Genomic DNA, 22,994 nt, shown 5'->3' on the forward strand with positions numbered 1-22,994 from the left:
CGCCCCGCTCTTCTACGTGTACCCCGGCGCCAGCGCGAAGGTGCCGTTCTTCGCCGTGCTCGATTCCGACATCACGATTTCTTCGGTCAGGTAGCCGTTATGCTCGGTCGGCGAGAAGCGGTAATTGCCGAAATAGCCGGGATAGGTCGAGAGCGAGTTCCAGTACTTGATGATCCCGGCGCTGTCGGTCGAGCCACTCTCCGCGACCGCCTTGGCGATCAGCTCGATGCAGTCGATGCCGCCGGCGACCCACCACAGCAGCGTATCGTTCAGCGCGACATTGGCCTTGGTCAGGCGCGCAACCAGGTCCTCGCTCTTCGGCGGCAGCTTGCCGGCGCTGTCGTAGCTGCAACTCTTGTAGCCGATCGCATAGACCTTCTTCCAGTTCTCCGGCTTGGCGACCAGGCTCGCGAGTTCGCCCGACGCCATCGAGGGATGGCCGACGAAGGGCACGTCCCAGTTCATCGCGGCGCGGGTGTTGAACATGCGCGCCTCCATGCCGGTCGAGACGCTCCACACCACGATCGCCTCGGCACCGGCGTTCTTGGCGCGCAGCATGTCCGGCGTCATGTCGGGCTGGGTGGCGTCGATATTGGCCTGATAGGCCACCTCGGCGCCGTCCTTCTTGAACGCCGCGACGGAGGCGCCGACCGCGGTGACGCCATAGCCCGTGGTGTCGCCGATCACCGCGACCTTCTTCACCTTGAGGATCTTGAGGCAATAATTGCGCACGGCATCGTCCCACTGACTGTTCGACGGCGCGATGCGGAACGCGTTGGGGTACTTCACCGGATCGATCAGGGTCTCGACCACGCAGGGGTGCAGATCCGGCATCTTGGCGCGCGCCATGATCGGCGTCGTCGCCAGCGCCTCGCCCGAATTCAGCGGTCCCCAGATCGCATGGACCTTGGCCTGGCTGATCAGCTCCTGGGTGGCGTTGACGGCCTTGGTCGGGTCGCCCTGGGTGTCGCGCATCACGAGCTCGATCTTGCGGCCCTTGACGCCGCCGGCGCCGTTGATGGCGTCGACGGCGAAGTTGACGCCGCGGTTGAAACCGACGGTCGGCGCCGAGCTCGGCCCGGTGATTGCCGCGAGACAGCCGATCTTGATCGGTTCCGACTGGGCAATCGCTGGAGCTGGAAGGGAGAATGATGCGGCGCCCAATGCGCCTGCGCTGCCCAACAAGACGTCACGGCGTGAAACGGCCATGTGATGCACACTCCCTCTTTGCGGCGTCCGTCGTTCGGATGCGGAACGTCCGTTCGTTCATTGTCCGCGCGCTCAGCGGCCGCGGTTTCGTAAATGCAAGTTTGAGCCGGATGCGAAGGGCTTGTCCAGCCCTTATGGCGCGCATCCCGCAGACGTGCGAAAGGCCCCCGGACGGCTCATCGCCGGAGGCCTCATGCCTGCTCGCGCTGATTGAGGACGTGCCTGTGTCGCGATCACCAGGAGTAGCGAACGACGCCCTTGCCGGCGTAGCTCGTCGTGATGTCGGAGAATTCGCCCTCGAAGGTCGCCGCAACCGAGAAGCCGTTGCGCCATTTCATCTCGGCCGAGCCGGTGACAAGCGCAAGGTCCGAGGCCGGCTTCGCACCGTTGACGACGAAGGAGGCGCCGGGGAGCGTTTGGAACGCGGCGGCGACGGTGCGATCGGTGTTGAAATCATGCGCCCAGGCGGCACGGCCGCGCAGGGTCAGGATGCCATCCTGCACCAGGAAGGACTTGTCGGTGCGCAGACCGAGCTCGCTGCGGGTCGCCGTCACGGTCTTCGCGTTGTAGGCCTGCGCGAAAGCGTTCGTTCCCGTAATCACCTGCTCGGCATAGGCCGGCAGATCGAAGGTGGTGAACTGGCCCGCGGCATAGGGCGTGACCCCCATCCACGGCGTTGCGTAGCGATAACCGCCCTCGAGACGGCCCGACCAGGCATTGGCGTTGAAATTGGCGCGCAACTGGTCGAGGCCCGCGATCGTGACCGTGCGGTTGGTGGTGATGTCCTGCCAGCCATAGGCGAGAGCCGCGGTGATGTAGGCGGGGCCCTCGAAATGACGGATGAAGGCGCCGGCCTGGAACAGGTCGGAACGGCCGTTGCCCAGCGCGTTCGCGACCGAGAAGGTGGTGCCGCCGCCGGCCAGCGCGAAGCCCGCGAGGGTGTTCGGCGAGATGCGATAGTCGGCGCCGACGGCTGTGCCGTAGATGCTGCTGGTCGTGGAGTTGCTGCCGAGCGTGGCGCTGCCGTCGGTGCTCTGCGAGCCGCCGAAGCCGGCCGCCCAGACGCTCCAGCGCGGTTCGTAGACGGCGAGCGGCGGCGCCTTGCGATAGATCGCGGCATAGGCGTCGCGCTCCCCCTGCGACCGCCGCTTGCCGCCCGACGCATAGGCCAGCGCATCGCCGTCGTCGGCAGCATATTGCGAAGCCCCGACCGGAACTGCCGGCGCGCCGCGGCCGTCGAGATTCGGATCGGTCATCACGCTCATGAACTGGCTCATCGCGTTGAACGTGGTCTGCTGCGCGCCGGTTGCGCTCTCGCCTGCCGCCTGCTGGAGGTTCTGGGCAACGTTGCCGTTGAAGATGGCGCTCAGCGTGCCGGTGGCGGCGCCGCCATTGAAGGCGCTGTCGAGCGCATTCGCGACTGACTTCTGGTTGACGTTGAGGCCGTTGATCTGGCCCAGGCTCGAATTCATTGTCAGCGTCACGGCGTTGGCGGTGTAGCCGAGCGAGCCGACGATGCCGGCCGGCAGCGTCAGCGACGAGAAGGTGGTGCCGTTCAGCCCGGCGGCGGTCAGGATGGTCTGCACCTGGTTGAACTTGAAGCTGTTGGTCGGAGAGGCAACCTGCACGCCGGCGCCGGTCAGGGTCGCGGTGCCGGTGACGCTGGTGGAACCGATCGATGTCGCCGTCGCCTGCACGAGGTAGAGCGCGCCGGACTGGAACGCGAGGCTGCCGTTGATCTTCAGCGTACCCTGCCCGTTGCTGCCGCCTTGCAGCGCGCCGCCGCTCTGCACCGTGGTCGCCGCCACGGTACCGGTGCCGCCCAACGTACCACCATTGGCGACCGTGACATTGGTGGTGACGACGTCGCTCGAAGCCAGGCTGAGCGTGCCGGTGACACCCTGGAAATAGGTTGCGGCCGAGACCAGGTCGAGACGCGCCCAGTAGCTCAGCGCGGTGCCGTAGAAGGGCGCGATCGCATTGGTCTCGGTGTTCACCAGGATCTGGTTGATGGTGTTGGTGGAGAGGCTGCCGAGCATGCCGCCGGAAGGCGTGATCGCCTTGGCCGCCGCGGAGTCGCCGCCATAGACGGTCGCGAGCAGGATCGAGGCGTCGGGCCCGCCGGCCGGCGCGGCTTCCCGCGGCGCCTGGGTGAACGACAGCGTCGGCAGGCCGTAGGTCAGCCGCGCGGTGTAGTCGGCCTTGTCCTGGGCCAGATTGCTGAAGCGGTCCGGCGCTCCGCTGGCGACGCAGGTCGCGATGTCGGTGCCGCAGCCGGCTTGCAGCAGGTTGCGCACATCGGTCCGCGCCGCGTTGAACACGGTCTGGAAGTTGCTCGTCGTGGTGACGTTGCCGATGCCGAACACGCCGTTGACCGTGGCGTTGACATAGGCCGGGTTGTTATTGAGCATCTGCGCCACGTCGTAGCTTGCGAGCACACGCCCGGCGATGATGTCGAGCGGATAGTGCACGCCGAGGACGATGCGGCTGTTGCCGTATTCCGACGCCCGCGTCAGCATCTGCCCGTATCGCTCTGGCACCAGCATCGCCATCAGCAGCGACGTCGTGTAGGCAAAGGTGGTGTGGCCGCTCGGGAACGACGCGTTGGCAAACAGGCCCGAACCGCTGTTGGCGGTGTTGGTACCCATGATCGCCGTGTTCGAGGTCGGATTGCCGAAGTAGTCCACACCGCTGAAAGCAGCGATGGTGGCCGGATTGACCTGGAACGGGCGGGCATCGCCGGTCCGGTTCGGCTGGACGATCGGCGCATAGGCCTTGTCGTAGACGTCGAAGACGCCGTTCGAGGGCAACGAGATTCCGACGATCGGGGTGTTCGAGGTCGCCGTCTTGCCGAGCGCTAGATTGGCGTTGCTGACGAACACCGTGCCGTTCGCCGAGCCGTCCGCGAAGAAGTTCTTCGCCTTGCCGGAGTCGTCCTGCGAGATCGCGTTCATCTGGCGAAGCAGGGTCAGCAGATTGGGCGAGAACGTGGTCGTGGTGCCGTTCGCCGCCTGGCTGTTGTTGGCCCGCCAGATCGCATTCAACTTGGTGCCGAGGCCGTCGGACAGCACGACGCCGTTGTCGGTCGTGATCGTGTTGTCGATCAGCGCCTGCGCCCGCTGCGCGGCGGTCGCATTGTTGTTGATCGAGATCGCCGTGGTCAGGTTCTGCGAGATCGTGGTGGTGCCAAGCAGCGTGCTGAACGGCATCAGCAGGTTGATCGCATTGGCATTCAGCGGCGTCGCGACGGTCTGCGTCTGCGCGTTGGCCGAGTGCGACGACGATGTCGCCGCCAGAACGGCAACCACAGACGATAATTTTGCGACACGCATGGCCCTGCCCCCTCAGAAACAATTTCCGCCCCCGGAAACATCGAGAAACAATCATCTGGGCATGACAGCGCAGTGACGAAGCGTCGCATCGTCGGTGCTCGTGACCTTTCGGCAACAGAGTGGAGCTGGCGCGCCGGTCGACGCGATCAGGATGGCGGCGTGGATGACTTACGGCCGCCGGGTCCAGCGAGCAGCATTGACGGCACCGACGGGAAGCTTGCCGGCGACGATCGTGGCGACCTGCCGCACGGTCTCCGACGATTGATGCTCGATCGCCTGCGGCGTCAGGCCACCGACATGCGGCGTCGCAATCACGTTATCGAGCTTCGCAAGCTCCGGCGTCGGCATCTGGTCAAGCGCACGGCCGACATCCATCGCCGCACCAGCGATGCGATTGTCGCGCAGCGCCGCGGCCAGCGCGGCCTCATCGACGAGATTGCCGCGCGACAGGTTGATGAAGAACGCGTGTCGCTGCATCCGCGCCAGCGCCGCCTGCCCGATCAGGTTCTCGGTCACCTCGGTGGCGATCGCAAGGCAGACGACGTAGTCCGCCCGCGCCAGCAGATCATCGAGCGGCAGATGCTCGATCGCCGCGTCGTCGATGGTGACGAAGGGATCGGCGACCAGCACGTCCATGCCGAGCGCTTTGGCGATGCGCGCGAGCTCGCGGCCGATGCTGCCGTAGCCGATGATGCCGATGCTGCTGCCAGCAAGTTGCCGGCCCATCACGACCCCGGGCCTGCGGCCCGCATGGTAGTCGGCAGCCGCGCGCGAGACGCCGCGCGACAGGTCGACCATGAAGCCGAGCGCGAGTTCGGCGACCGACTGGATGAAGCCGGCACTCGCCTGCGTCACCAGCACGCCGGCGGCGGATGCCGCTGCGACATCGATGTTGCGGATGTCAACGGCGCAGCGCACGAAGGCACGGAGCTTCGGCAAGCGCGGGAAGATTTCACCGGGACCCGCGGTCATGCGATCGGCGAGGATGATGTCGACGTCTTCCGCCGCCGTCACCAGGGCGGCAGCGTCGAGAGCAATGTCGCCCTCATGCAGCCTGACGTCGGCAACCGCGCGCAGGCCGTTCAGGCTGCGCTCGCCGTAATAGTCGCGGCGCATCTGCGGGGTATGGGCGAGCAGGACCTTCACGATCGTCTCCCTAATAGCCCAGCGCATGCGGCAGCGCGGTGCTGATGGCGGGCACGAAGGCGATCACCAGGAGGCACAGCAACAGCAGGCCCAGATAGCCTGCGATCGGCTTGATGGTCTGCTCGATCGGCACCTTGCCGATCAGGCAAGCGCCATAGAGCCCAAGTCCGAGCGGCGGCGCGAACAGCCCGAGCCCCATCGCGATGACCAGCACGACGCCGAAATGCAGCGGATCGATGCCGAGCTTGACGGCGACCGGCAGCAGCAGCGGCCCGAAGATGATCAGCGCCGCGGCGCCTTCCAGCACCGAGCCCATCACCACCAGCACCAGGATCGACAGCAGCATGAACAGCCAGACGCCGTGGCTGCCAGAGATCGCCAGCATGAGCTCGCCGACCGCGTGCGGCACCTGTTGCAGGGTCAGGATGAAGGCGAGCGACTGCGCCGCGGCCACGATGAACAGCACCAGCCCGGATCGCACGGCCGATTGCACGAAGCAATGCGCGAGACTTTTCACGCCGAGTTCGCGGAACAGCAGGCTGCCGACGGCAATGGCGTAGACCGCGGCGAAGGCCGAGATCTCGGTCGCGGTGGCAAAGCCGCTCTTGAAGCCGAAGAAGATCATGAAGATCAGTCCGACCGAGGCGATCGCGCCAGTCCACAAACCCGATACCGCCGCCCGTGGCTCGGCTTCGCCGGTCGGCTCGGGACGCTTGCCGAAGATGATCGACACCGCGATCAGCGCCAGCGCCATCAGCGCGGCCGGCAGCATGCCGGCGACGAACAGGCCGCCGATCGAGAGGTTGGCGACGAAGCCGAGGATGATCAGGTTGATGCAGGGCGGAATGGTCTCCGCCATGACCGCGGAGGCCGCGAGCAGCGCCACCGCCCCGCCGGGATTCTGTCGCGAGCGGCGTGCGGCCGGGATCAGCACCGAACCGACGGCGGCGACGTCGGCCATCTTGGAGCCCGAGATGCCGGAGAACAGCACCATCGACATCACCATCACGACGTTGAGCCCGCCGCGCATCCGCCCGACCGCACGTTGCAGCAGTTCGATCAGCCGCACCGACATGCCGTTGGCTTCCATCAGGTAGCCGACCAGGATGAAGAACGGGATCGCCAGCAGCACGAAATTGTCGATGCCGCGCGCCATCTGCTGGGCGAAGATCACGCCGGGCAGCGTGCCCTCCACCCAGATGAAGATCAGCGCCGCCAGCGCCAGCGCGAAGCCGATCGGCAATCCACCGAACAGCGTCAGGAAGAAGCCGACCAGCATCAGCGCCTGCGACGACGGCACCGACGAGGGCGCAAGCGCGTCCCAGGCCAGATAGAGCGCGACGATCACGGCGGTGGCAACGATGCCGGCCAGCATGTCGCGCAACGGACGGCCGCAGAACGTCTCGACGGCGAAGATCGTCATGAACGCGGCGCCGACGCCCATCGGATAGAACGTCCACTCCAGCGGCAGCCCGGAGCCGGAGGTCTGGCCGGTGGTCAGCCAGCCCATCTTGATGGCATTGAATGCGACGTAGGCGGCGATGATGGCGACGAGCAGCGCACCGACCGCGTCGACGATCCGCCGCACGCCCGGCGGCAGCATGTCGACGAAGAAGGCGACGCCGAGATTCTCGCTGCGGGCCAGCGCGCTGGCCGCGCCGAAGAAGCTCGACCCGACCATCAGGCCGCGGGCGACGTCATCGGACCATTCGACCGGCGCGTTGAACAGGAAGCGGGCCAGCACCGAGACACAGACCACCACGAGATCGGCGGCGAGCAGGATCGCGGCGATCGCGTCACTGACCACGAGCAGCGGCGCCGTGATCCGATCACCGCTGCGGTCTGTCGCGATTGCGGTGACTGACATATGCCGGCCTCAGGCCTGGGTGGCGCGGATCAGGTCGACCACGGCCTTGGCCTCGGGCCGCGCCTTGATGAAATTGTCGGTCTGCGGCAACACGCGCTTGCGAAACGCCTCCTTGTCGCATTCGACGACCGTGACGCCCTTTTCGACCAAGGTCGCCAGCGCCTCCTTCTCCACCGCCAGGCCGTGCGCGCGGGTCTCGATCGCCGCCTTGTTCGCCGCGTCGAGGAAGCCTTCGCGCAGCTTCGGGTCCATGCGGTTGAAGGTGGTATCGCTGAAATAGACCGCGAGCGGCGAGAAGATGTGCTGGGTCAGCGCGTAATGCTTCGCGGTCTCGTAGAACTTGCTGGCGAGGATGGTCGGCGGATCGTGCTCGAGACCGTCGAGCACTCCCGCCTGTAGCGCGGTGTAGATCTCGCCGAACGCCAGCGGCGTCGCCGCGGCGCCCATCAGGCGCAGGCATTCGGTGATGATCGGATTGGGCAGCGTGCGGATCTTTAGCCCCGCGAGATCTTCCGGCGTCTTCACCGGCTTCTTCGCCAGCACGCTGCGCGCGCCGAAATTATAGGCCCAGCCGATGATGTGGATGTTGGCGCCCTTCAGCAGCGCGGCTTCGATCGGCTTCGCCGCGCCGGCGTCGAACGCCTTGGTCTGCTGCTGATAGCTGGTGAAGAGGTAGCCGAGGTCGAAGGTGCCGACCAGCGGCACCAGATTGGCCGAGATCGACGAGCCCGAGACCATCAGGTCGATCACCCCGAGCTTCACCGAGTTGATGACGTCGATCTCCTGGCCGAGCTGGTTGTCGGGAAAAAAGGTGACGTCGATCTGCTCGCCAAGCCCGTTCGCCTTCAGGCTCTTGACGAGGTTGTCGTAGTAGACGCGGCCGTTGGCGTATTTCGGATCGTTGGGCAGCGACGACGAGCACCGCATCTTCATGGCCGCGGCCTCGGCGCGGCCGATGATGGCGGGTGCGGCGGCGAACCACGCCGCCGATAGGACCGAAGACCGCAACACAAGGCGGCGGCTGACGCGCGTCGAGGTCATGATGGTGCTCCTCCCCAGGAACAGATCGTTGTTGTGGCCGCGACACTGGCTGGGCGCGAGCTTGGCAGACCTTTTGTCATAATGTATGACAAATCGAATGCGGTTGTGCAAGAGCGCGGCTCCGCGGCGCAGCTGCAACCCCAGCGAGGCCTCCGATGTTCCAGACGTCCAACGCGTTGCGCCGCAGCGTGCACAGCCAGGTCACCGACCGCGTCGGCGGCAGCATCGTGCGCGGCGAGATCGGCATCGGCGAGACGCTGCCGCCGGAAATGCAGATCTGCGAGATGATGGCTGTCAGCCGCACCGTGGTGCGCGAGGCGATGCGCACCCTGACCGGCAAGGGCCTGATCGAGTCGCGGCCCAAGAGCGGCACGCGGGTGCGGCCGCCCGAACAGTGGAATCAGCTCGATCCCGACGTGCTGCGCTGGCATCTCGAGACCGCCGAGATCGATCGCTATCTGGCCAAGCTGTTCCAGTTGCGCGCCGCGGTCGAACCGGCGGCAGCGGCGCTGGCGGCGATCCATGCCGGGCCCGACGACATCGCCCGCATCCGCGCCGGATGCGACGGCATGGACGCCGCCGCGAGCAACGAGGATTTCGTCGCGGCCGACATCGCGTTCCATCAGTCGATCTATTTCGCGACCCGCAATGAGTTCTTCTGGCCGATCGCGCAGATGTTCGAGATCACGCTACGCCAGAGCTTCACCATCGCAGCACCCGGCTCGCACCGGCCGCGGGCCCTGATCGAGCACCGCGCAGTGCTGGACGCGATCGTGGCCGGCGATGCCGACGCGGCGCGTCAGGCGACGGTGGTGCTGTTGACGCATTCGGCTGATGATCTGGTGCGGATTCGCGGCCGGGAGTTTGAGACACCGCCGAGCAGACCTGCGCGCAAGCGGTGACGCGTGCACGCGTCGTCCCCACAACGTCCTCCCGGCGAAAGCCGGGATCCATACGCCGCGGTGGATGTTGTGAGCGGGACTCGTTGCTCCGCCATCGCGCAACAAGCAGCATCGGTGGTTATGGGTCCCGGCGTGCGCCCGGACGACGACGAGGATGGCTCTCGATCCAACCTGTCAAACAGCTTGTTCGGAGGCATTGTCCGGCTCGACAGGCGGGAGCGAGGATTCTGAAAATCAGCAACGAGCTGCGATCCAGACTCCGCTATTTCGACCGCGCCACCGTGGTACCGTCCCAATCCTCGTCGGTCGGATTGTCGAGCTGATGCCGGCATCGCGCGATCATCAGCGCAGACGCCGCATCGGTGCCGCGCATTTGCTGCGCCGTATCGAAGCCAGCCGTCGCCGCGGCGAAATCGCCGGCGCGCCAGGCCGCAAGCCCGGCCTGGTAAGACGCGATCCAGTCCCGCGCGACCGCGACTTCGCCAGCCATCGCGATCAGCTCGTAGATCTCGAGCCCGCCGGCGCGGCCATAGACGGCGAGCCGGTCGAGCTCGCGGACGACGATGCGATCACCCGCCAAGCGCCGGGTCTCAGGACCGATGATGATGGTCGATCCATAGACCTTGTTGGTGCCTTCGAGGCGGCTTGCGATGTTCACGGCATCGCCGATCACGGTGTAGTTGAGCCGCACCTCCGAGCCGATATTGCCGACCAGCATGTCCCCGGAATTGATGCCGATGCGGATCGTGATCGGATCGCCTCTGTCGTCGGCGAGGCCGGCCTGCGCGACCGCGCGTTGACAGGCCAGCGCGGCGCGGCAGCAGTCCACGGCGTGGTCGGGATTGGCCGCCGGCGCACCCCAGAATGCCATGACGGCATCGCCGATGAACTTGTCGATGGTGCCGCCGTCCTGCTGGATCGCCGCCGAGACGACGTCGAAATAGCGCGACAGCAACGGGATGATGCGGTCGCCCAGCCGTTCCGACATGCCGGTGAACCCGGCGAGGTCGATGAACATCACGCTCATCGGCCGCACCGCGCCGCCAAGCCGCGCACCGTCGCCGTCGCTGACCAGCCGGCGCACCAGATCGGCGGGGATGTATTTGCGGAACGCGGCAAGCCCCTGCGCCATGTCGCCGATCGCACCCGAGAGGTTCTCGATCTCGGCGAGGCGCGACGGATGCCGTGCGACCTTGTCGAGGTCGAAGCGCTCGACATGCCTGATCTCGCCGACCACCTTGATCAGCGGCGCCGCGATCAGGCGCTGCGCCAGCCAGGCCGACAACAGCCCGGCGGCAACGATCAGCGCCGCGAGCCCGATCAGGAGATTGCGGATCGTCATCTGCACCGGGCCGAGGAATTCGGCTTCCGGCACCACCGTCACCAGCGACCAGCCGGGAAACGAGATCGGCGTCAGCACGGCCTGGTAGGCGAGCCCGTCGCGCGTCACCTGCGAGCGATACACCTCGCCCTCGCCAGGATTGTAGGCGCTGCCGGCCTGCCGGATCGCATCGACCGCGACCGGCAGCAGCGGATGGTCGGTCTTCAGCGCGTTGAGCTCGTCGGCATTCGGATCCGGCGCGGCGATCACCCCGCCGTCGCGATCGAGCAGGAAGGCGCCGGCGGATTTGCCGACCGTGAGCTGCGACAGGAAATTCGACACCCGCGTCAGCTCGATGATGATCGCGAGCACGCCGCTGCGCTTGCCGTCGACGTCGATCGGCGTCGCCAGCATCGCGGCCAGCCGTTCGCCGCGGGGAAGCGTGGTCAGCGTCGACCAGTGCTCGTCACTGGCCGCGATCGCCTCGCGAAACCAGGGCTGATCGGTGACGCGAAATTTGCTGTCCTCGACGGTGCTGTTCCTGAGCTTGATGTCGTTGCCGGCGTAATCGTACTGATCGGCGCGCAATTTGCGGTCGGGCGTGATGGTCAGCATCTCGACGCCGGATTCACCGAGCTTGTGCCCGGCGAAGAACGAGCCGTCCGGCCAGCCGAACGCAACCCATGAGATGGTCGGCTGCGCCTGCAATTGCGACAGGAACACGAACTCGCGCTTGCGGGCGTCGTGGCCGTCGAGCACCTGCTCGGTCAGCAGCGTCCGTACCGCGGTCATCGACGACCGCGCCTCGGTCGTGATCGATTGCAGCTCGTCGCCGACCGCGGAGACGATCTGGTCGTTGATGGTGTTGGCGAGCGTCTGGCTGACCCGTTGTGCGGTGCGCCACCACAACAGATGCACGCCGACGGCGCTGACTACGATCGAGGCCAGCACGAGGGCGGAGATGGCGCTGCGGATGCCGATGCGCATCGTTGGGGTCCCAATCAGCGGTTTCACGAGCATTACGGAACATATCCGCGATTGTTTCACCAGGCGAAGCGCCGCGTGCGGCCCGGACACGGGCCTGTGACCATAGTTGAAGGCCGGGCCGACGAAACTTCTGGATTGTTGGCCGCGTACACGCCAAGACAGGACAGTTACCTCGAAGGTTCATTGATGCACGACGTCTCGATCCCGGCGGCCCTGATCGCCGGCCTAGTCAGCTTCCTGTCGCCCTGCGTGCTGCCGCTGGTGCCGCCCTATCTGATCTATTTGACCGGCGCGACCATCGAGCAGGTCAATCAGGACGGCGCCACCGCGTCCTCCAAGCGCGCGGTGATGACGGCGGCGCTGATGTTCGTGCTCGGCTTCTCCACCGTGTTCATCGCGCTCGGCGCCAGCGCGTCCTTTGTCGGCGGACTGGTTCGGGCCTGGTCGGCCGAACTCTCGATCCTGGCCGGCATCGTCATCATCATCATGGGCCTGCACTTCCTCGGCATCACCCGGATCGGCCTGTTGATGCGCGAAGGCCGGCTGACCGCGCCGAAGCCGATCGGGCTATGGGGCGCCTACATCATGGGCCTGGCGTTCGCGTTCGGCTGGACGCCGTGCATCGGCCCGATCCTCGCCGCGATCCTCTCGATCGCCGCCGCGGAGGCCACGGTCACCAAGGGCGCCGGCCTGCTCGCGGTCTATTCCGCCGGGCTCGGCATCCCGTTCCTGCTCGCGGCCGTCATGGTCAAGCAGTTCTCCTCGCTGTTCGCGCGGATGAAGCGCCATCTCGACAGCGTCGAGCGCGTGATGGGCGTGCTGATGGTGATCACCGGCATCGGCTTCCTGACCGGCGCGGTGTCCGGCGTCAGCGTCTGGCTGCTGGAGACTTTCCCGGCATTGCAAAATATCGGCTAGCTGCCCGTAACAAGCGGACTGCCGCAGCGAAACTCCTGCCATGAGACGGCCGTAGCTGTTGACCGGCGCCGGTTGACGCAAATGCGCGTCAATGCCGGCTCCGGCCGCGGGACGACGTATTCGGGAGGGGTATCCGATGAATTCCATCGTCAACCTGCTGATTCTGCTGCCGGCGCGGATCGCCGCGCATTTTTCCTGGGCCGGACCGCTGATCATGCGGATCGTCGTCGGCTACACCTTCATGCTGGCCGGCTGGGGCAAGCTCACCAATCTCGCCCAGGTCACCGAGAATTTCGTCGGCTGGGGCATTCCATTCCCGAACATCCTCACGCCCTTTGTTTCCGGCGTCGAATGCTTCGGCGGCGCCATGCTGATCCTCGGCCTGTTCACCCGGATTCCCGCCGCGATGCTCGCGGTGGTGATGGTGGTCGCGATCAAGTCGGCCAAATGGGGCGACGTCGATTCGCTGGAGACGCTGCTCGGCTTCGAGGAGGCGACTTATTTCGCCGCCTTCATGTGGCTTGCGATCGCCGGTCCCGGCGCCGCCTCGCTGGATCGCATGCTGGTCAACCTGACGGCCGGCCAGAAGGCGCCGACCTGAGCGTTCGGCTCACAATTCCGTGACAGCGCGAGCCGCGGGCTCCCGCCGGCGCGTAGCTCGGATGACCTCGCGCTTGCCGGAGCCGCCATGAAACTGGTTCGTCTTGCCATCCTCCTTGCCGTTCTGACTTCATCACCGGTGCTTGCGGCGGAGGCGCCCGCATGGAGCGGCTGGAGCCACGATTTGTTCGCACGGGCCACGGCCGAGAAGCGCTTCGTCATCCTCGATCTCGAAGCGGTGTGGTGCCATTGGTGCCATGTGATGGAGAAGACCACTTACGCCGATCCGAAAGTGCAGGAGTTGCTGTCGGAAAAATATCTCCCGGTTCGCGTCGACCAGGATGCCAATCCGGACCTCTCCAGCCGCTATGGCGACTGGGGCTGGCCGGCGACCATCGTGTTCGCGCCTGACGGCACCGAGATCGCGAAGATCAGGGGCTATATCGAGCCGGAGCGGATGCAGGCGCTGCTCAAGGCCGTGATCGACGATCCGTCGCCGGGTCCGTCGGTCGGCGAGGCTTTTGCGGTCAAGCCGGCGACCTCGGCGTATCTCAGCAAGGCCCAGCGCGCCGAACTGACCAAGACTTTCGACGATTCCTACGATGACAAGCTCGGCGGCTGGGGCGAGAACCAGAAATATATCGACGCCGACAGCCTCGACCTGGCAATCAGCCGCGCCGAAACCGGCGATGCCGTGGCCACCAGGCGGGCGAAGCAGACCCTCGACGCCGCCATCGCGCTGATCGATCCGGTGTGGGGCGGCGTGTACCAGTACTCGGAAGCCGGCTCCTGGACCCATCCGCATTTCGAGAAGATCATCTCGTTCCAGTCGCAATATCTGCGGCAGTACAGCCAGGCCTATGCGCAGTGGAAGGACCCGAAATATCTCGCGGCGGCGCGCGACATCGCGCGCTATCTGACCGGCGTCCTGCTGAGCCCGGACGGCGCCTTCTATGTCAGCCAGGACGCCGATCTCAATCACGACACCGATGGCCACACATACTATGCGCTGCCTGACGCGGAGCGCCGCAAGCTCGGCCTGCCCCGCATCGACACCAATCTCTATGCCCGTGAGAATGGCTGGGCCATCTCGGGTCTCGCGGCCTTCTATGACGTCACGAAAGATCCGAAGACGCTCGCTGTCGCCGAGCGAGCAGCCAGATGGGTGCTCGCCAACCGGGCGCTGCCGGACGGCGGCTTCCGCCACGGCGACAAGGATCGCGGCGGACCGTTCCTCGGCGACAGCGTCGCGATGGGCCAGGCCTTTCTCGATCTCTACGCCGCGACCGGCGATCGCGACTGGCTGACCTCGGCGGCGAAGGCCGGCGACTTCGTCGCGAGCTTCCGTGACGAAGCCGGCGGCTTCTTCACCTCGAAGACGTCGGAAGGCAACACCGGTGTGTTCGCAAAGCCGGCCAAGCTGATCGACGACCAGATCCAGGTGGCACGCTTCCTGAACCTGCTCAATCGCTACTATGGCGATGACCGCATGCGCGAGCAGGCCTCGCACGCGATGCGTTATCTCAGCGGCGCGTCGACCGAGATGCCGCGCCCGCTGCCCGGCGTGCTGCTCGCCGACGACGAACTCGCGCTCGAGCCGACGCACATCACGATCGTCGGACACAAGGATGACGGCCGCGCGCAGGCGCTGCATGCCATCGCGCGCGCGCTGCCCGCCCGTTACAAGCGGCTGGAATGGCTCGATCTGCGTGAGGGCAAGCTGCCCAACCCGGACGTCGAATATCCGGATCTCGGCGAGCCCGCGGCGTTTGCCTGTAGCAACCGCATCTGCTCGTTCCCGGCCTTCGATGCCGAAGAACTGAAGGCGAACGTCGCGCAAATGGCCCGGCTGAAGCCGGCGCGCGCGGCGCAAAACTGACTAAAATCCGAACTGTGCAATGCAGCGAAGCGATCGGCAGCGCGCAACGAAATGCTCCGCCCGCCGCGGCTTTTGATATGGATCGGGTCCCGGACCACCTCAGAACAAAATTTTCTTTTGAACCGCTGTAACCAAATCGCCTGACGCCTCGTAGCTGGATTCGGACGAGCACTCATGTCCCAGGCCCTTCCGGTCCCGGCACGATCTGATGGCTCTCCGACCATTCGTTGTGCGGTCTGGGGTCGAACGATCATCGGATGCTCACGGCGTCACATTAGTCGTCGTTCAAACAACCATTGAGGAGATCGTCATGAAGCTGAATTCCAAGTCCGGTGCGACGCTCGCAGCCGCTGCCGCCACCCTGTTCATCGCCGGCGCCGTGGTCACGACCGGCTCGACGACCGCGAACGCCGCCATGGGCAAGTGCATGGCCGGCAACGCCTGCAAGGGCCAGAGCGCCTGCAAGGGCGGCGGCAATTCCTGCAAGGGCCAGAATGCCTGCAAGGGCACCGGCTTCTCGATGACCTCGGAGAAGCAGTGCAACGCGACCGGCGGCAAGTTCGTCAAGGGCTGATCGCATCGACGACCGCCGAGGAAGGCCCGGCTCACGCACCGGGCTTTCTTCATCGAACAGCAGGGTCCGTCTGTCGCATAGCGAGGGCGGATCGTGCAGTTCTCTTCGGTGCAGCCCTGCCGAACGCATCTGGCGGACGACGCACCTTTCAACGATTCTTCAACCAACGTGCACAAGGAAACGCTCATGAAGATGACCAAGTCCGGAACCGCACTTGCCGCTGCCGCAGCCACGCTGTTCCTCGCCGGCGCCGTCGTGTCGACGCCGTCCCACGCCGCGGGCGAAGGCAAGTGCATCGGCGCCAATGCCTGCAAGGGCCAGAGCGCCTGCAAGGGCGGCAACCACGCCTGCAAGGGCCAGAATGCCTGCAAGGGTCAGGGCTTCTCGTCCATGACCAAGGACCAATGCTCCGCCGCCAAGGGCAAGTTCGAGCCGGCCTGATTGCATCGATCGAGGCGGGGCCCGGCGTAGGCCGGGCCTCGTTTCCATGATAGTTTTGCACGCGAGGCGCCGCAGTCACGGCGTCAGCAGCGCGGGGACGCCATGAACGTCGCAAGCCGATTGCCGGACACGCCGACGCCGCAACGGGAACGGCCGATGCAATCGGTCAAGCCGTCCTTCCTCGGTTTCGGCCTCGGCCTGCGCGCGCAGCATTACGACGAGATACTGAACGGCAACCCGCCGATCGACTGGTTCGAGGTGATCAGCGAGAACTACATGCTGCCGGGCGGCCAGCCGCTGCGCATCCTCGACCGGATCTGCGAGCGCTATCCCGTGGTGATGCACGGCGTGTCGCTGTCGATCGCCTCCACCGCGCCGCCGAACTTCGCTTATCTGCAAGGCCTCAAGGACCTTGCGACACGGGTGCAGCCGAAATGGCTGTCGGACCATCTGTGCTGGACCGGCGTCCACGGCAAGAACCTGCACGATCTGTTGCCGATCCCCTACACGAAGGAGGCGCTCGATCACGTCGTCAGCCGCGTGCAGTTGGTGCAGGATTTCCTCGGCCGTGCCATCGTGCTCGAGAACGTCTCGACCTATGTGCAGTTCAGCAATTCCGAGATGACGGAGTGGGAATTCCTCTCGGAACTGTCGCGCCGTTCCGGCTGCTGGCTGTTGTTCGACATCAACAATGTCTATGTCAGCGCCTTCAACCACGGCTACGATCCGATGGCCTTCCTGAACGGCATTCCGGCCGATCGCGTGGTGCAATTCCACATGGCCGGCCACAGCCACATGGGGACGCATATCATCGACACCCACGACCATCCGGTATGCGAGGATGTCTGGGACCTCTATGTCGCCGCGCTGAAGCGGTTCGGCCGCGTCTCGACCATGATCGAGCGCGACGACAATATCCCGCCGCTCGACGAGCTGCTGCGCGAGGTCGAGCGGACCCGCGCCATCGCGGAGCAGGTTCTGCCAGCGGGCGCATCTGCGGCATGAGCGACTTCGCCCGCCAGCAGAGCGCCTTCCAGAACGCGATCCTGAGCGGCGACGACGATATCCTGGGCGAGATCCTCGACAGCCCGCGGGAGCGGCGCGAGACGCTGTTCGGCGTCTACCGCTATGCCTATGGATCGCGGCTGGTCGAGGCTCTCCGCAACGACCATGAGCTGCTGCATCGCTATCTCGGTGACGAGACGTTCGACGACATGGGCTACGCCTATGTCAAGGCGCGGCCGTCCGAGGATCCGAACCTGCGCTGGTTCTCGCAAGGATTGCCGGATTTCCTGACGTCCACCGAACCTTACCGCCAGCATCCGGTGCTGGCCGATCTGGCGGCGCTGGAGAAGGCGTTGAATGACGCCTTCGACGCCCGCGAAGGCAGCGTGCTTGCGCTGGAGGCGATGGCGGGATTTGCGCCCGAGCTGTGGAACGGGTTGGTGTTCCAGCCGCATCCGAGCGCGGCCCGGCTCGATCAGTCGACCAATGCAGCCGCGATCTGGATGACGCTGAAGAACGACGAGACGCCTCCTGAAGCGGAGACGCTTGCCGAGCCGTCGCGCCTCCTGGTCTGGCGCCAGGACACCACGCCGATGTTCCGCGAGCTGCCCGCCGAGGAAGCGATGATGTGGGACGAAGCCAGCACTGGCATTCCGTTCGGCGTGCTCTGCGAGATGCTCGCGACCTATGACGATCCCGACAATGCGGCGGTGCGTGGCGCGACCTATCTGCACGGGTGGATCACGGCAGGACTTCTGGCGGCAGCGTCCGTCCACGGATAGAGGGTCGCCAGCGGCGGCGAAGCGCGGTGAGGAGCATCCCGACATATCGCCTGATCGCCGCGGCGATGCTCGTCGCGATCATCATCATCGGCATCGCGTCGTGTCATGTCGCGGCGCAGTCGGAGTTCATGCGCGGCGACCGCATGCCGTATGACGCGTTCGACAAATTGCCGAAGACCGACCTCGAGGTCGGCGGCGCGACCATCCATGTCGGCTTCGCGCCCGGCGAAATGGCGCTGCCGAAAGAGAAGATTCTCGATTGGGTGAAGACGTCGGCGAGGGCCGTCTCCACCTATTATGGACATTTCCCGGTGCAGTCGCTGCGCCTGTTGCTGGTCCCGGTCGACGGCCCGCGGGTGCGCGGCGGCACCACCTGGGGCTATCGGGGTGCTGCGATCCGGGTGCTGATCGGCCGCGAGGCGAGCGAAGACGACCTGAAGCGGGACTGGGTGATGGTGCACGAGATGGTGCACACTGCCCTGCCCGATCTCGACGATCGCTACGCCTGGCTGTCCGAAGGGCTCGCGGTCTACATCGAACCGGTGGCCCGCGTGCAGGCCGGCGACCTCACCGCGCAGGAGATCTGGCGGGCGATGATGCGCGACATGCCGAAAGGGCTGCCGCAAGCCGGCGACCAGGGCCTCGACAACACCGACACCTGGGGCCGCAAGTATTGGGGCGGCGCGCTGTTCTGCCTGCTCGCCGATATCGAGATCCGCAAGCGTAGCGGCAACCGGCTCGGATTGCAGGATGCGATGCGCGGCGTGCTGGCCGCCGGCGGCAACCACGAAAAGGACTGGACGCTCGCCCGCGTGCTGTCGACCGCCGACCAGGCAGTCGGCGGCGAGGTGTTGACGCACCTGCACGACGAGATGGGGCCAAAGCCGGTGACGCCGGACCTTGCCGCGCTATGGCAGGACCTCGGCGTGAAGATGCAAGGCGAGACCGTTGCCTTCGACGACACCGCCCCGCTCGCCTCAATCCGCAAGGCGATCACCGAACCGCGCGCTCCGTAGAGTCTCGCCGCGCTTCGCAACCGCACAGCGTACGAGGCCGCTGGCTTTTGGCCACGCAATGGCGGACACTTCCCGACCCTTCGCTGCCAGATGAGTCGGAGACCGATGGCCCAAACTCCCGCGCCCCACTCCCCTTGGCCGATCTTCCGTTCACTGGCCGGCTTCCGGCCCGGCAATCTGCCCGGGGACCTGATCGCGGGACTGACGCTGGCGGCGATCGCGATCCCGGAGCAGATGGCGACCGCGCGCCTCGGCGGCTTCTCGCCACAAATCGGCTTCTTTGCCTTCATGGCCGGCTCGCTCGGCTTTGCGATGTTCGGCGCCAACCGCTTCCTCTCCTGCGGCGCCGATTCCACGATCACGCCGATCTTCGCCGGCGGGCTGGCGCTGATGGCGACCGCCGGCTCACCGGACTATCAGGCGTTCGCGATGGCGCTGGCGCTGATGGTCGGCGTGATCATGATCGCCGGCAGCCTGTTCAAGCTCGGCTGGATCGCCAATCTGCTGTCGACGCCGGTGACGGTGGGCTTCCTCGCCGGCATTTCGGTCCACATCCTGGTCTCGCAACTGCCGGGCGTACTCGGCGTGACCACGCCGGACGGACCGACGCTCTACAAGCTCGGGGTGCTCGCCGAGAAGATCGACCAGACCAATGTCTACACGCTGGCGATCGGGCTTGGCGTGCTGGCGCTGGCCGCTGGATCGGAGAAGATCAGCGCCCGGATTCCGGGCGCGCTGATCGGGCTCGTCGTGGCCACCATCGCCGTGATCGCCGGGCATCTCGAGAGCAAGGGCGTCAAGGTGGTCGGCACCGTGCCGGGCACGCTGCCCAAACCGTCATTTCCGGACATCGCGCCGGAACGATGGATCAAACTGCTGTCGCTCGCGATCCTGATTGCCGTCGTGGTGATGGTGCAAACCGCGGCGACGACGCGCTCGTTCCTGTCCGATCCGGACAAGCCGGCCGACGTCGATCGCGACTTCCTCGGCGCCGGTGCCGGCAGCCTGCTGGCCGGGCTGTTCGGCGCGTTTCCGGTCAATGCCAGTCCGCCGCGAACCGGTATCGTATCGGAGACCGGCGGCCGCACGCAGCTCGCGGGGCTGTTCGCCGCGGCCATCGTGCTCGCGCTGCTCGCCTTCGGTGCGACGCTGTTGCAGCACGTGCCCGACGCCGCGCTCGGCGGCGTGCTGCTGTTCGTGGCGCTGCGCATCATCCGCGTTGCGCAGATCGTCATGATCTTCAGCCAGTCGTTCTACGAATTCCTGCTGGTGGTGGCGACGGCCGCCGCGATCATCGTGCTGCCGATCGAGCAAGGCGTCGCGGTCGGCATCGCGCTGTCGCTGCTGCACGGCATCTGGACCACGACGCGCGGCCGGCTGGTGGAATTCGTCCATGTGCCGGGCACCACGATCTGGTGGCCGGCGGGCCCGCACACGTCCGGCGAGCGCAAGGCCGGCATCGCGGTCGTCGGCCTCCAGGCGCCGCTGTCGTTCCTCAACGCGGAGGGTTTTCACAGCGGCGTACTCAAGATGATCAACACGGCGACGCAAAGGCCGCGGCTGCTGGTGATCGAGGCCAGCGGCATGGTCGAGATCGACTTCACCGCCGCGCAGGGGCTGCGCGACCTGTTTCGCGAATGCCGCGACGACGGCGTGACCGTGGCCGTGGCGCGGCTGGAATCCACCCGCGCGCAGGACGCGTTCGAGCGCTTCGATCTCTACGAGGTGCTGCAACGGAACCACGTCTTCCACAGCGTCGACGAGGCGGTGCGCACGCTCGGCGGGCAGGCCTAGATTTGATCGAATCGTAGCCCGGATGAAGCGCAGCGCAAGCCGGGTTCCCTCCGCATCTCGATGCCCCCCGGATTTCGCCTCGCTCCATCCGGGCTACGGGACCGCGCGGCGAGCATGCGCCTGCACGATTTCGGAATATTGGAAATATGCCCCTGAGTTGCCTGACGTGTCAAGCCGCCTGATCGACCGAGGCCGCCGCCGGCTGCTTTGCATGGGGTTGTTTTCGACATTTTTGGCAGGCGCCTCCACTCCGCCTCAAGCCTGCTCGCCCGCCAGCGTCGGATGCTCCTTCAAGACCTCGGCCTTGATCGAGCCGGCATGGATGGCGCGGAACAGCGCCCGCGCGGTCTTGATGTTGTTGGCCTTCATGCAGAGGCCGACGATCTCGCGCACCGCGGAATCGCGCATCAGCTCGTCGGATATCTTCATCGCGATCTCCATCGCGACCTTGGCGGCGCGCTCATAACGCGCGCGCTCGATCTGCTGCCTGTTCGCTGAGAGCCTGCCGGGCGAGCCGACCGCCTCGGCGCAGCCGGCGGCATCGCGGCAGATCGCGCGGATCCGCTGCGCGGCCTCGATGTCGCCGAGCGGCTGCGCGACCGGATCGTCCCAGATATCCTTCCGCTTGGCCTTGCTGAACAACCACATCGCCAGGGTCCTGCGGCCGAACCATCCGATGGATTAAGCGGCGGGGACGATTTTCCCGGGATTGAAGATGTTCTGCGGATCGAGCGCCTGCTTCAGCGCCCGCATCGCGTCGAGCGCCTCGGGGCCGAGTTCGGCCTTGAGGTATTTCTGCTTGCCCTGGCCAATGCCATGCTCGCCGGTGCAGGTGCCGTCCATCGCCTGCGCGCGCTCGACCAGGCGGTGCATGAACTCCTCGCCGCGCGCCATCTCGTCCTTGTCGTTGACGTCGCAGAGCAGCGAGCAGTGGAAATTGCCGTCACCGACATGGCCGACGATCGGCGACAGCAGATTGAGCCGCTTCAGATCCTCCTCGGTCTCGGTCACGCAATCGGCCAGCCGCGAGATCGGCACGCAGACGTCGGTCGCGACGACGCCGATGCTGTCGCCGGGGCGCAGCGCCTTGACCGACCAATAGGCGTCATGCCGCGCCTGCCACAACTTGGTGCGGTCTTCCGGCTTGGTGGTCCAGGTGAAGTCGCCGCCGCCGCATTCGGCGGCGATGTCGCGGAAATTCTTCGACTGCTCGGCGACCTCGACCTCGCTGCCGTGGAATTCGAGCAGCAGCAACGGCGTCTCCGGCAGCGACAGTTTCGAATAGCTGTTGCAGGCCTTCACCTGCGCGGCGTTCAGCAGTTCGATGCGGGCGACCGGGATGCCGGTCTGGATCGCGAGGATGGTGGCCTGGCAAGCGCCGCGCACGGTCTCGAACGAACAGGCGGCGGCGGCGATCGTGTCCGGAATGCCGCGCAGGCGGATGGTCAGTTCTGAGATGATGCCGAGCGTGCCCTCGGCGCCGACGAACAGATGCGTCAGGTCGTAGCCGGCCGACGACTTCTTGGCCCGCGTGCCGGTCGTGATGATCTCGCCATCGCCGCGCACCACCTTCAGCGCCAGCACGTTCTCGCGCATGGTGCCGTAGCGCACCGCATTGGTGCCGGAGGCGCGGGTCGAGGTCATGCCGCCGAGCGAGGCGTCGGCGCCGGGGTCGATCGGGAAGAACAGGCCCTGGTCGCGCAGATGCTCGTTGAGTGCCTTGCGGGTCAGGCCGGGCTGGATCACGCAATCGAGGTCCTCGGCATGGACTTCGAGCACCTTGTTCATGTCGCGCAGGTCGATGCAGACGCCACCCGCGGGCGCATTGACCTGGCCCTCGAGCGAGGTTCCGGTGCCGAACGCGATCACCGGCACGCGGTTGGCGGCGCAGATCCGCACCACGTCCTGGATGTCGGCGGTTTCCTGCGCCATGACGACCGCGTCCGGAGGCTGGTTCGGCAGCCATGTGGTGGTATGGGCGTGCTGCTCGCGTACCGCCTGAGACGTGACGAGCCGGTTGCCGAACCGCGCCGCCAGCGCGTCGATCGCGCGCTTCAGGGCTTGCGGTTCGGGTCGCGTCAGATTGCTCGAAATCGTTGTCGCCACGTCAAATTTCCTCCCGGCTTTAGCCGACCGTGGCAAAGCTTGTATAAGGGGTCAAGAGAGCCTGACTTGAAAAA

18 protein-coding genes are annotated in these 22,994 nt (G+C 66.0%); 10 read left to right on the forward strand and 8 right to left on the reverse strand.

From position 1 onward, the window contains the following. Nucleotides 1-12 precede the first annotated feature (12 nt). The 5 genes from B2W55_RS26345 to B2W55_RS26365 form a co-directional block, all read right to left on the reverse strand. Complete coding sequence (locus B2W55_RS26345) at nucleotides 13-1,209, reverse strand: ABC transporter substrate-binding protein (protein ID WP_244442161.1); 1,197 nt, start codon at nucleotides 1,207-1,209, stop codon at nucleotides 13-15. A 233-nt stretch (nucleotides 1,210-1,442) separates the two neighbouring features. Further along, nucleotides 1,443-4,541 (reverse strand): autotransporter domain-containing protein, encoded by a 3,099-nt coding sequence (locus B2W55_RS26350; RefSeq protein ID WP_081725942.1) that lies wholly within the window; start codon nucleotides 4,539-4,541, stop codon nucleotides 1,443-1,445. Between the two features lie 168 nt (nucleotides 4,542-4,709). Beyond that, nucleotides 4,710-5,687: an NAD(P)-dependent oxidoreductase gene (locus B2W55_RS26355; protein WP_024580105.1), complete on the reverse strand. Its 978-nt coding sequence runs from the start codon at nucleotides 5,685-5,687 to the stop codon at nucleotides 4,710-4,712. 10 nt (nucleotides 5,688-5,697) lie between these two features. Next, nucleotides 5,698-7,554, reverse strand: a complete 1,857-nt coding sequence (locus B2W55_RS26360; RefSeq protein WP_024580104.1) for a TRAP transporter large permease subunit — start codon at nucleotides 7,552-7,554, stop codon at nucleotides 5,698-5,700. A gap of 9 nt (nucleotides 7,555-7,563) precedes the next feature. Next, nucleotides 7,564-8,595: a TRAP transporter substrate-binding protein gene (locus B2W55_RS26365; RefSeq protein WP_024580103.1), complete on the reverse strand. Its 1,032-nt coding sequence runs from the start codon at nucleotides 8,593-8,595 to the stop codon at nucleotides 7,564-7,566. 155 nt (nucleotides 8,596-8,750) lie between these two features. Between B2W55_RS26365 and B2W55_RS26370 the strand changes: the two genes are divergently transcribed. Further along, nucleotides 8,751-9,497: a FadR/GntR family transcriptional regulator gene (locus tag B2W55_RS26370; protein ID WP_024580102.1), complete on the forward strand. Its 747-nt coding sequence runs from the start codon at nucleotides 8,751-8,753 to the stop codon at nucleotides 9,495-9,497. Nucleotides 9,498-9,759: 262 nt separating this feature from the next. Here the strand turns inward: B2W55_RS26370 and B2W55_RS26375 are convergent, their stop codons facing one another. Beyond that, entirely contained in the window at nucleotides 9,760-11,805 is a 2,046-nt protein-coding gene (locus B2W55_RS26375; protein ID WP_244442160.1) for an adenylate/guanylate cyclase domain-containing protein, read from the reverse strand. Nucleotides 11,806-11,991: 186 nt separating this feature from the next. Here B2W55_RS26375 and B2W55_RS26380 point away from each other — a divergent pair, with 186 nt between their 5' ends. From B2W55_RS26380 to B2W55_RS26420, 9 genes are all read left to right on the forward strand, one after another. Then, a complete protein-coding gene (locus B2W55_RS26380) occupies nucleotides 11,992-12,723 on the forward strand; it encodes a cytochrome c biogenesis CcdA family protein (RefSeq protein WP_029878923.1) in 732 nt (243 codons plus the stop codon). 136 nt (nucleotides 12,724-12,859) lie between these two features. Next, nucleotides 12,860-13,324 carry a DoxX family protein gene (locus B2W55_RS26385; protein ID WP_024580099.1) on the forward strand — a complete coding sequence of 155 codons (465 nt, stop codon included), beginning with the start codon at nucleotides 12,860-12,862 and terminating at the stop codon, nucleotides 13,322-13,324. Between the two features lie 87 nt (nucleotides 13,325-13,411). Beyond that, a complete protein-coding gene (locus B2W55_RS26390) occupies nucleotides 13,412-15,202 on the forward strand; it encodes a thioredoxin domain-containing protein (RefSeq protein WP_080891115.1) in 1,791 nt (596 codons plus the stop codon). A gap of 310 nt (nucleotides 15,203-15,512) precedes the next feature. Further along, entirely contained in the window at nucleotides 15,513-15,776 is a 264-nt protein-coding gene (locus B2W55_RS26395) for a hypothetical protein (protein WP_029878922.1), read from the forward strand. A gap of 186 nt (nucleotides 15,777-15,962) precedes the next feature. Beyond that, nucleotides 15,963-16,217: a hypothetical protein gene (locus B2W55_RS26400; RefSeq protein ID WP_024580096.1), complete on the forward strand. Its 255-nt coding sequence runs from the start codon at nucleotides 15,963-15,965 to the stop codon at nucleotides 16,215-16,217. A 156-nt stretch (nucleotides 16,218-16,373) separates the two neighbouring features. Further along, nucleotides 16,374-17,222 carry a DUF692 domain-containing protein gene (locus tag B2W55_RS26405; RefSeq protein WP_024580095.1) on the forward strand — a complete coding sequence of 283 codons (849 nt, stop codon included), beginning with the start codon at nucleotides 16,374-16,376 and terminating at the stop codon, nucleotides 17,220-17,222. Next, nucleotides 17,219-18,004 (forward strand): DNA-binding domain-containing protein, encoded by a 786-nt coding sequence (locus tag B2W55_RS26410; RefSeq protein WP_024580094.1) that lies wholly within the window; start codon nucleotides 17,219-17,221, stop codon nucleotides 18,002-18,004. The genes B2W55_RS26405 and B2W55_RS26410 overlap by 4 nt, the downstream gene beginning before the upstream one ends. A 26-nt stretch (nucleotides 18,005-18,030) precedes the next feature. Beyond that, nucleotides 18,031-19,020, forward strand: coding sequence for a hypothetical protein (locus B2W55_RS26415; RefSeq protein WP_244442159.1), 990 nt, complete (start codon nucleotides 18,031-18,033; stop codon nucleotides 19,018-19,020). Between the two features lie 105 nt (nucleotides 19,021-19,125). After that, a complete protein-coding gene (locus B2W55_RS26420; protein ID WP_024580092.1) occupies nucleotides 19,126-20,814 on the forward strand; it encodes a SulP family inorganic anion transporter in 1,689 nt (562 codons plus the stop codon). Nucleotides 20,815-21,069: 255 nt separating this feature from the next. On the opposite strand, the gene B2W55_RS26425 is transcribed toward B2W55_RS26420, so the two are convergent. Further along, on the reverse strand, nucleotides 21,070-21,462 hold the full coding sequence (locus tag B2W55_RS26425; protein WP_024580091.1) for a hypothetical protein: 393 nt from the start codon (nucleotides 21,460-21,462) through the stop codon (nucleotides 21,070-21,072). A 33-nt stretch (nucleotides 21,463-21,495) separates the two neighbouring features. Further along, a complete protein-coding gene (locus tag B2W55_RS26430) occupies nucleotides 21,496-22,920 on the reverse strand; it encodes an FAD-binding oxidoreductase (RefSeq protein WP_024580090.1) in 1,425 nt (474 codons plus the stop codon). Between the last annotated feature and the right edge of the window lie 74 nt (nucleotides 22,921-22,994).

Origin of the sequence: Bradyrhizobium sp. UBA2491 (assembly GCF_002341725.1) — a bacterium.
Taxonomy (GTDB): domain Bacteria; phylum Pseudomonadota; class Alphaproteobacteria; order Rhizobiales; family Xanthobacteraceae; genus Bradyrhizobium.

Excerpts from the sequence above, each read along its gene's own strand:
- B2W55_RS26345 (WP_244442161.1), bottom strand. The coding sequence starts at position 1,209 with ATGGCCGTTTCACGCCGTGACGTCTTGTTGGGCAGCGCAGGCGCATTG.
- B2W55_RS26350 (WP_081725942.1), bottom strand. The coding sequence starts at position 4,541 with ATGCGTGTCGCAAAATTATCGTCTGTGGTTGCCGTTCTGGCGGCGACA.
- B2W55_RS26360 (WP_024580104.1), bottom strand. The coding sequence starts at position 7,554 with ATGTCAGTCACCGCAATCGCGACAGACCGCAGCGGTGATCGGATCACG.
- B2W55_RS26365 (WP_024580103.1), bottom strand. The coding sequence starts at position 8,595 with ATGACCTCGACGCGCGTCAGCCGCCGCCTTGTGTTGCGGTCTTCGGTC.
- B2W55_RS26370 (WP_024580102.1), top strand. The coding sequence starts at position 8,751 with ATGTTCCAGACGTCCAACGCGTTGCGCCGCAGCGTGCACAGCCAGGTC.
- B2W55_RS26375 (WP_244442160.1), bottom strand. The coding sequence starts at position 11,805 with ATGCGCATCGGCATCCGCAGCGCCATCTCCGCCCTCGTGCTGGCCTCG.
- B2W55_RS26380 (WP_029878923.1), top strand. The coding sequence starts at position 11,992 with ATGCACGACGTCTCGATCCCGGCGGCCCTGATCGCCGGCCTAGTCAGC.
- B2W55_RS26385 (WP_024580099.1), top strand. The coding sequence starts at position 12,860 with ATGAATTCCATCGTCAACCTGCTGATTCTGCTGCCGGCGCGGATCGCC.
- B2W55_RS26390 (WP_080891115.1), top strand. The coding sequence starts at position 13,412 with ATGAAACTGGTTCGTCTTGCCATCCTCCTTGCCGTTCTGACTTCATCA.
- B2W55_RS26395 (WP_029878922.1), top strand. The coding sequence starts at position 15,513 with ATGAAGCTGAATTCCAAGTCCGGTGCGACGCTCGCAGCCGCTGCCGCC.
- B2W55_RS26400 (WP_024580096.1), top strand. The coding sequence starts at position 15,963 with ATGAAGATGACCAAGTCCGGAACCGCACTTGCCGCTGCCGCAGCCACG.
- B2W55_RS26405 (WP_024580095.1), top strand. The coding sequence starts at position 16,374 with ATGCAATCGGTCAAGCCGTCCTTCCTCGGTTTCGGCCTCGGCCTGCGC.
- B2W55_RS26410 (WP_024580094.1), top strand. The coding sequence starts at position 17,219 with ATGAGCGACTTCGCCCGCCAGCAGAGCGCCTTCCAGAACGCGATCCTG.
- B2W55_RS26420 (WP_024580092.1), top strand. The coding sequence starts at position 19,126 with ATGGCCCAAACTCCCGCGCCCCACTCCCCTTGGCCGATCTTCCGTTCA.
- B2W55_RS26425 (WP_024580091.1), bottom strand. The coding sequence starts at position 21,462 with ATGTGGTTGTTCAGCAAGGCCAAGCGGAAGGATATCTGGGACGATCCG.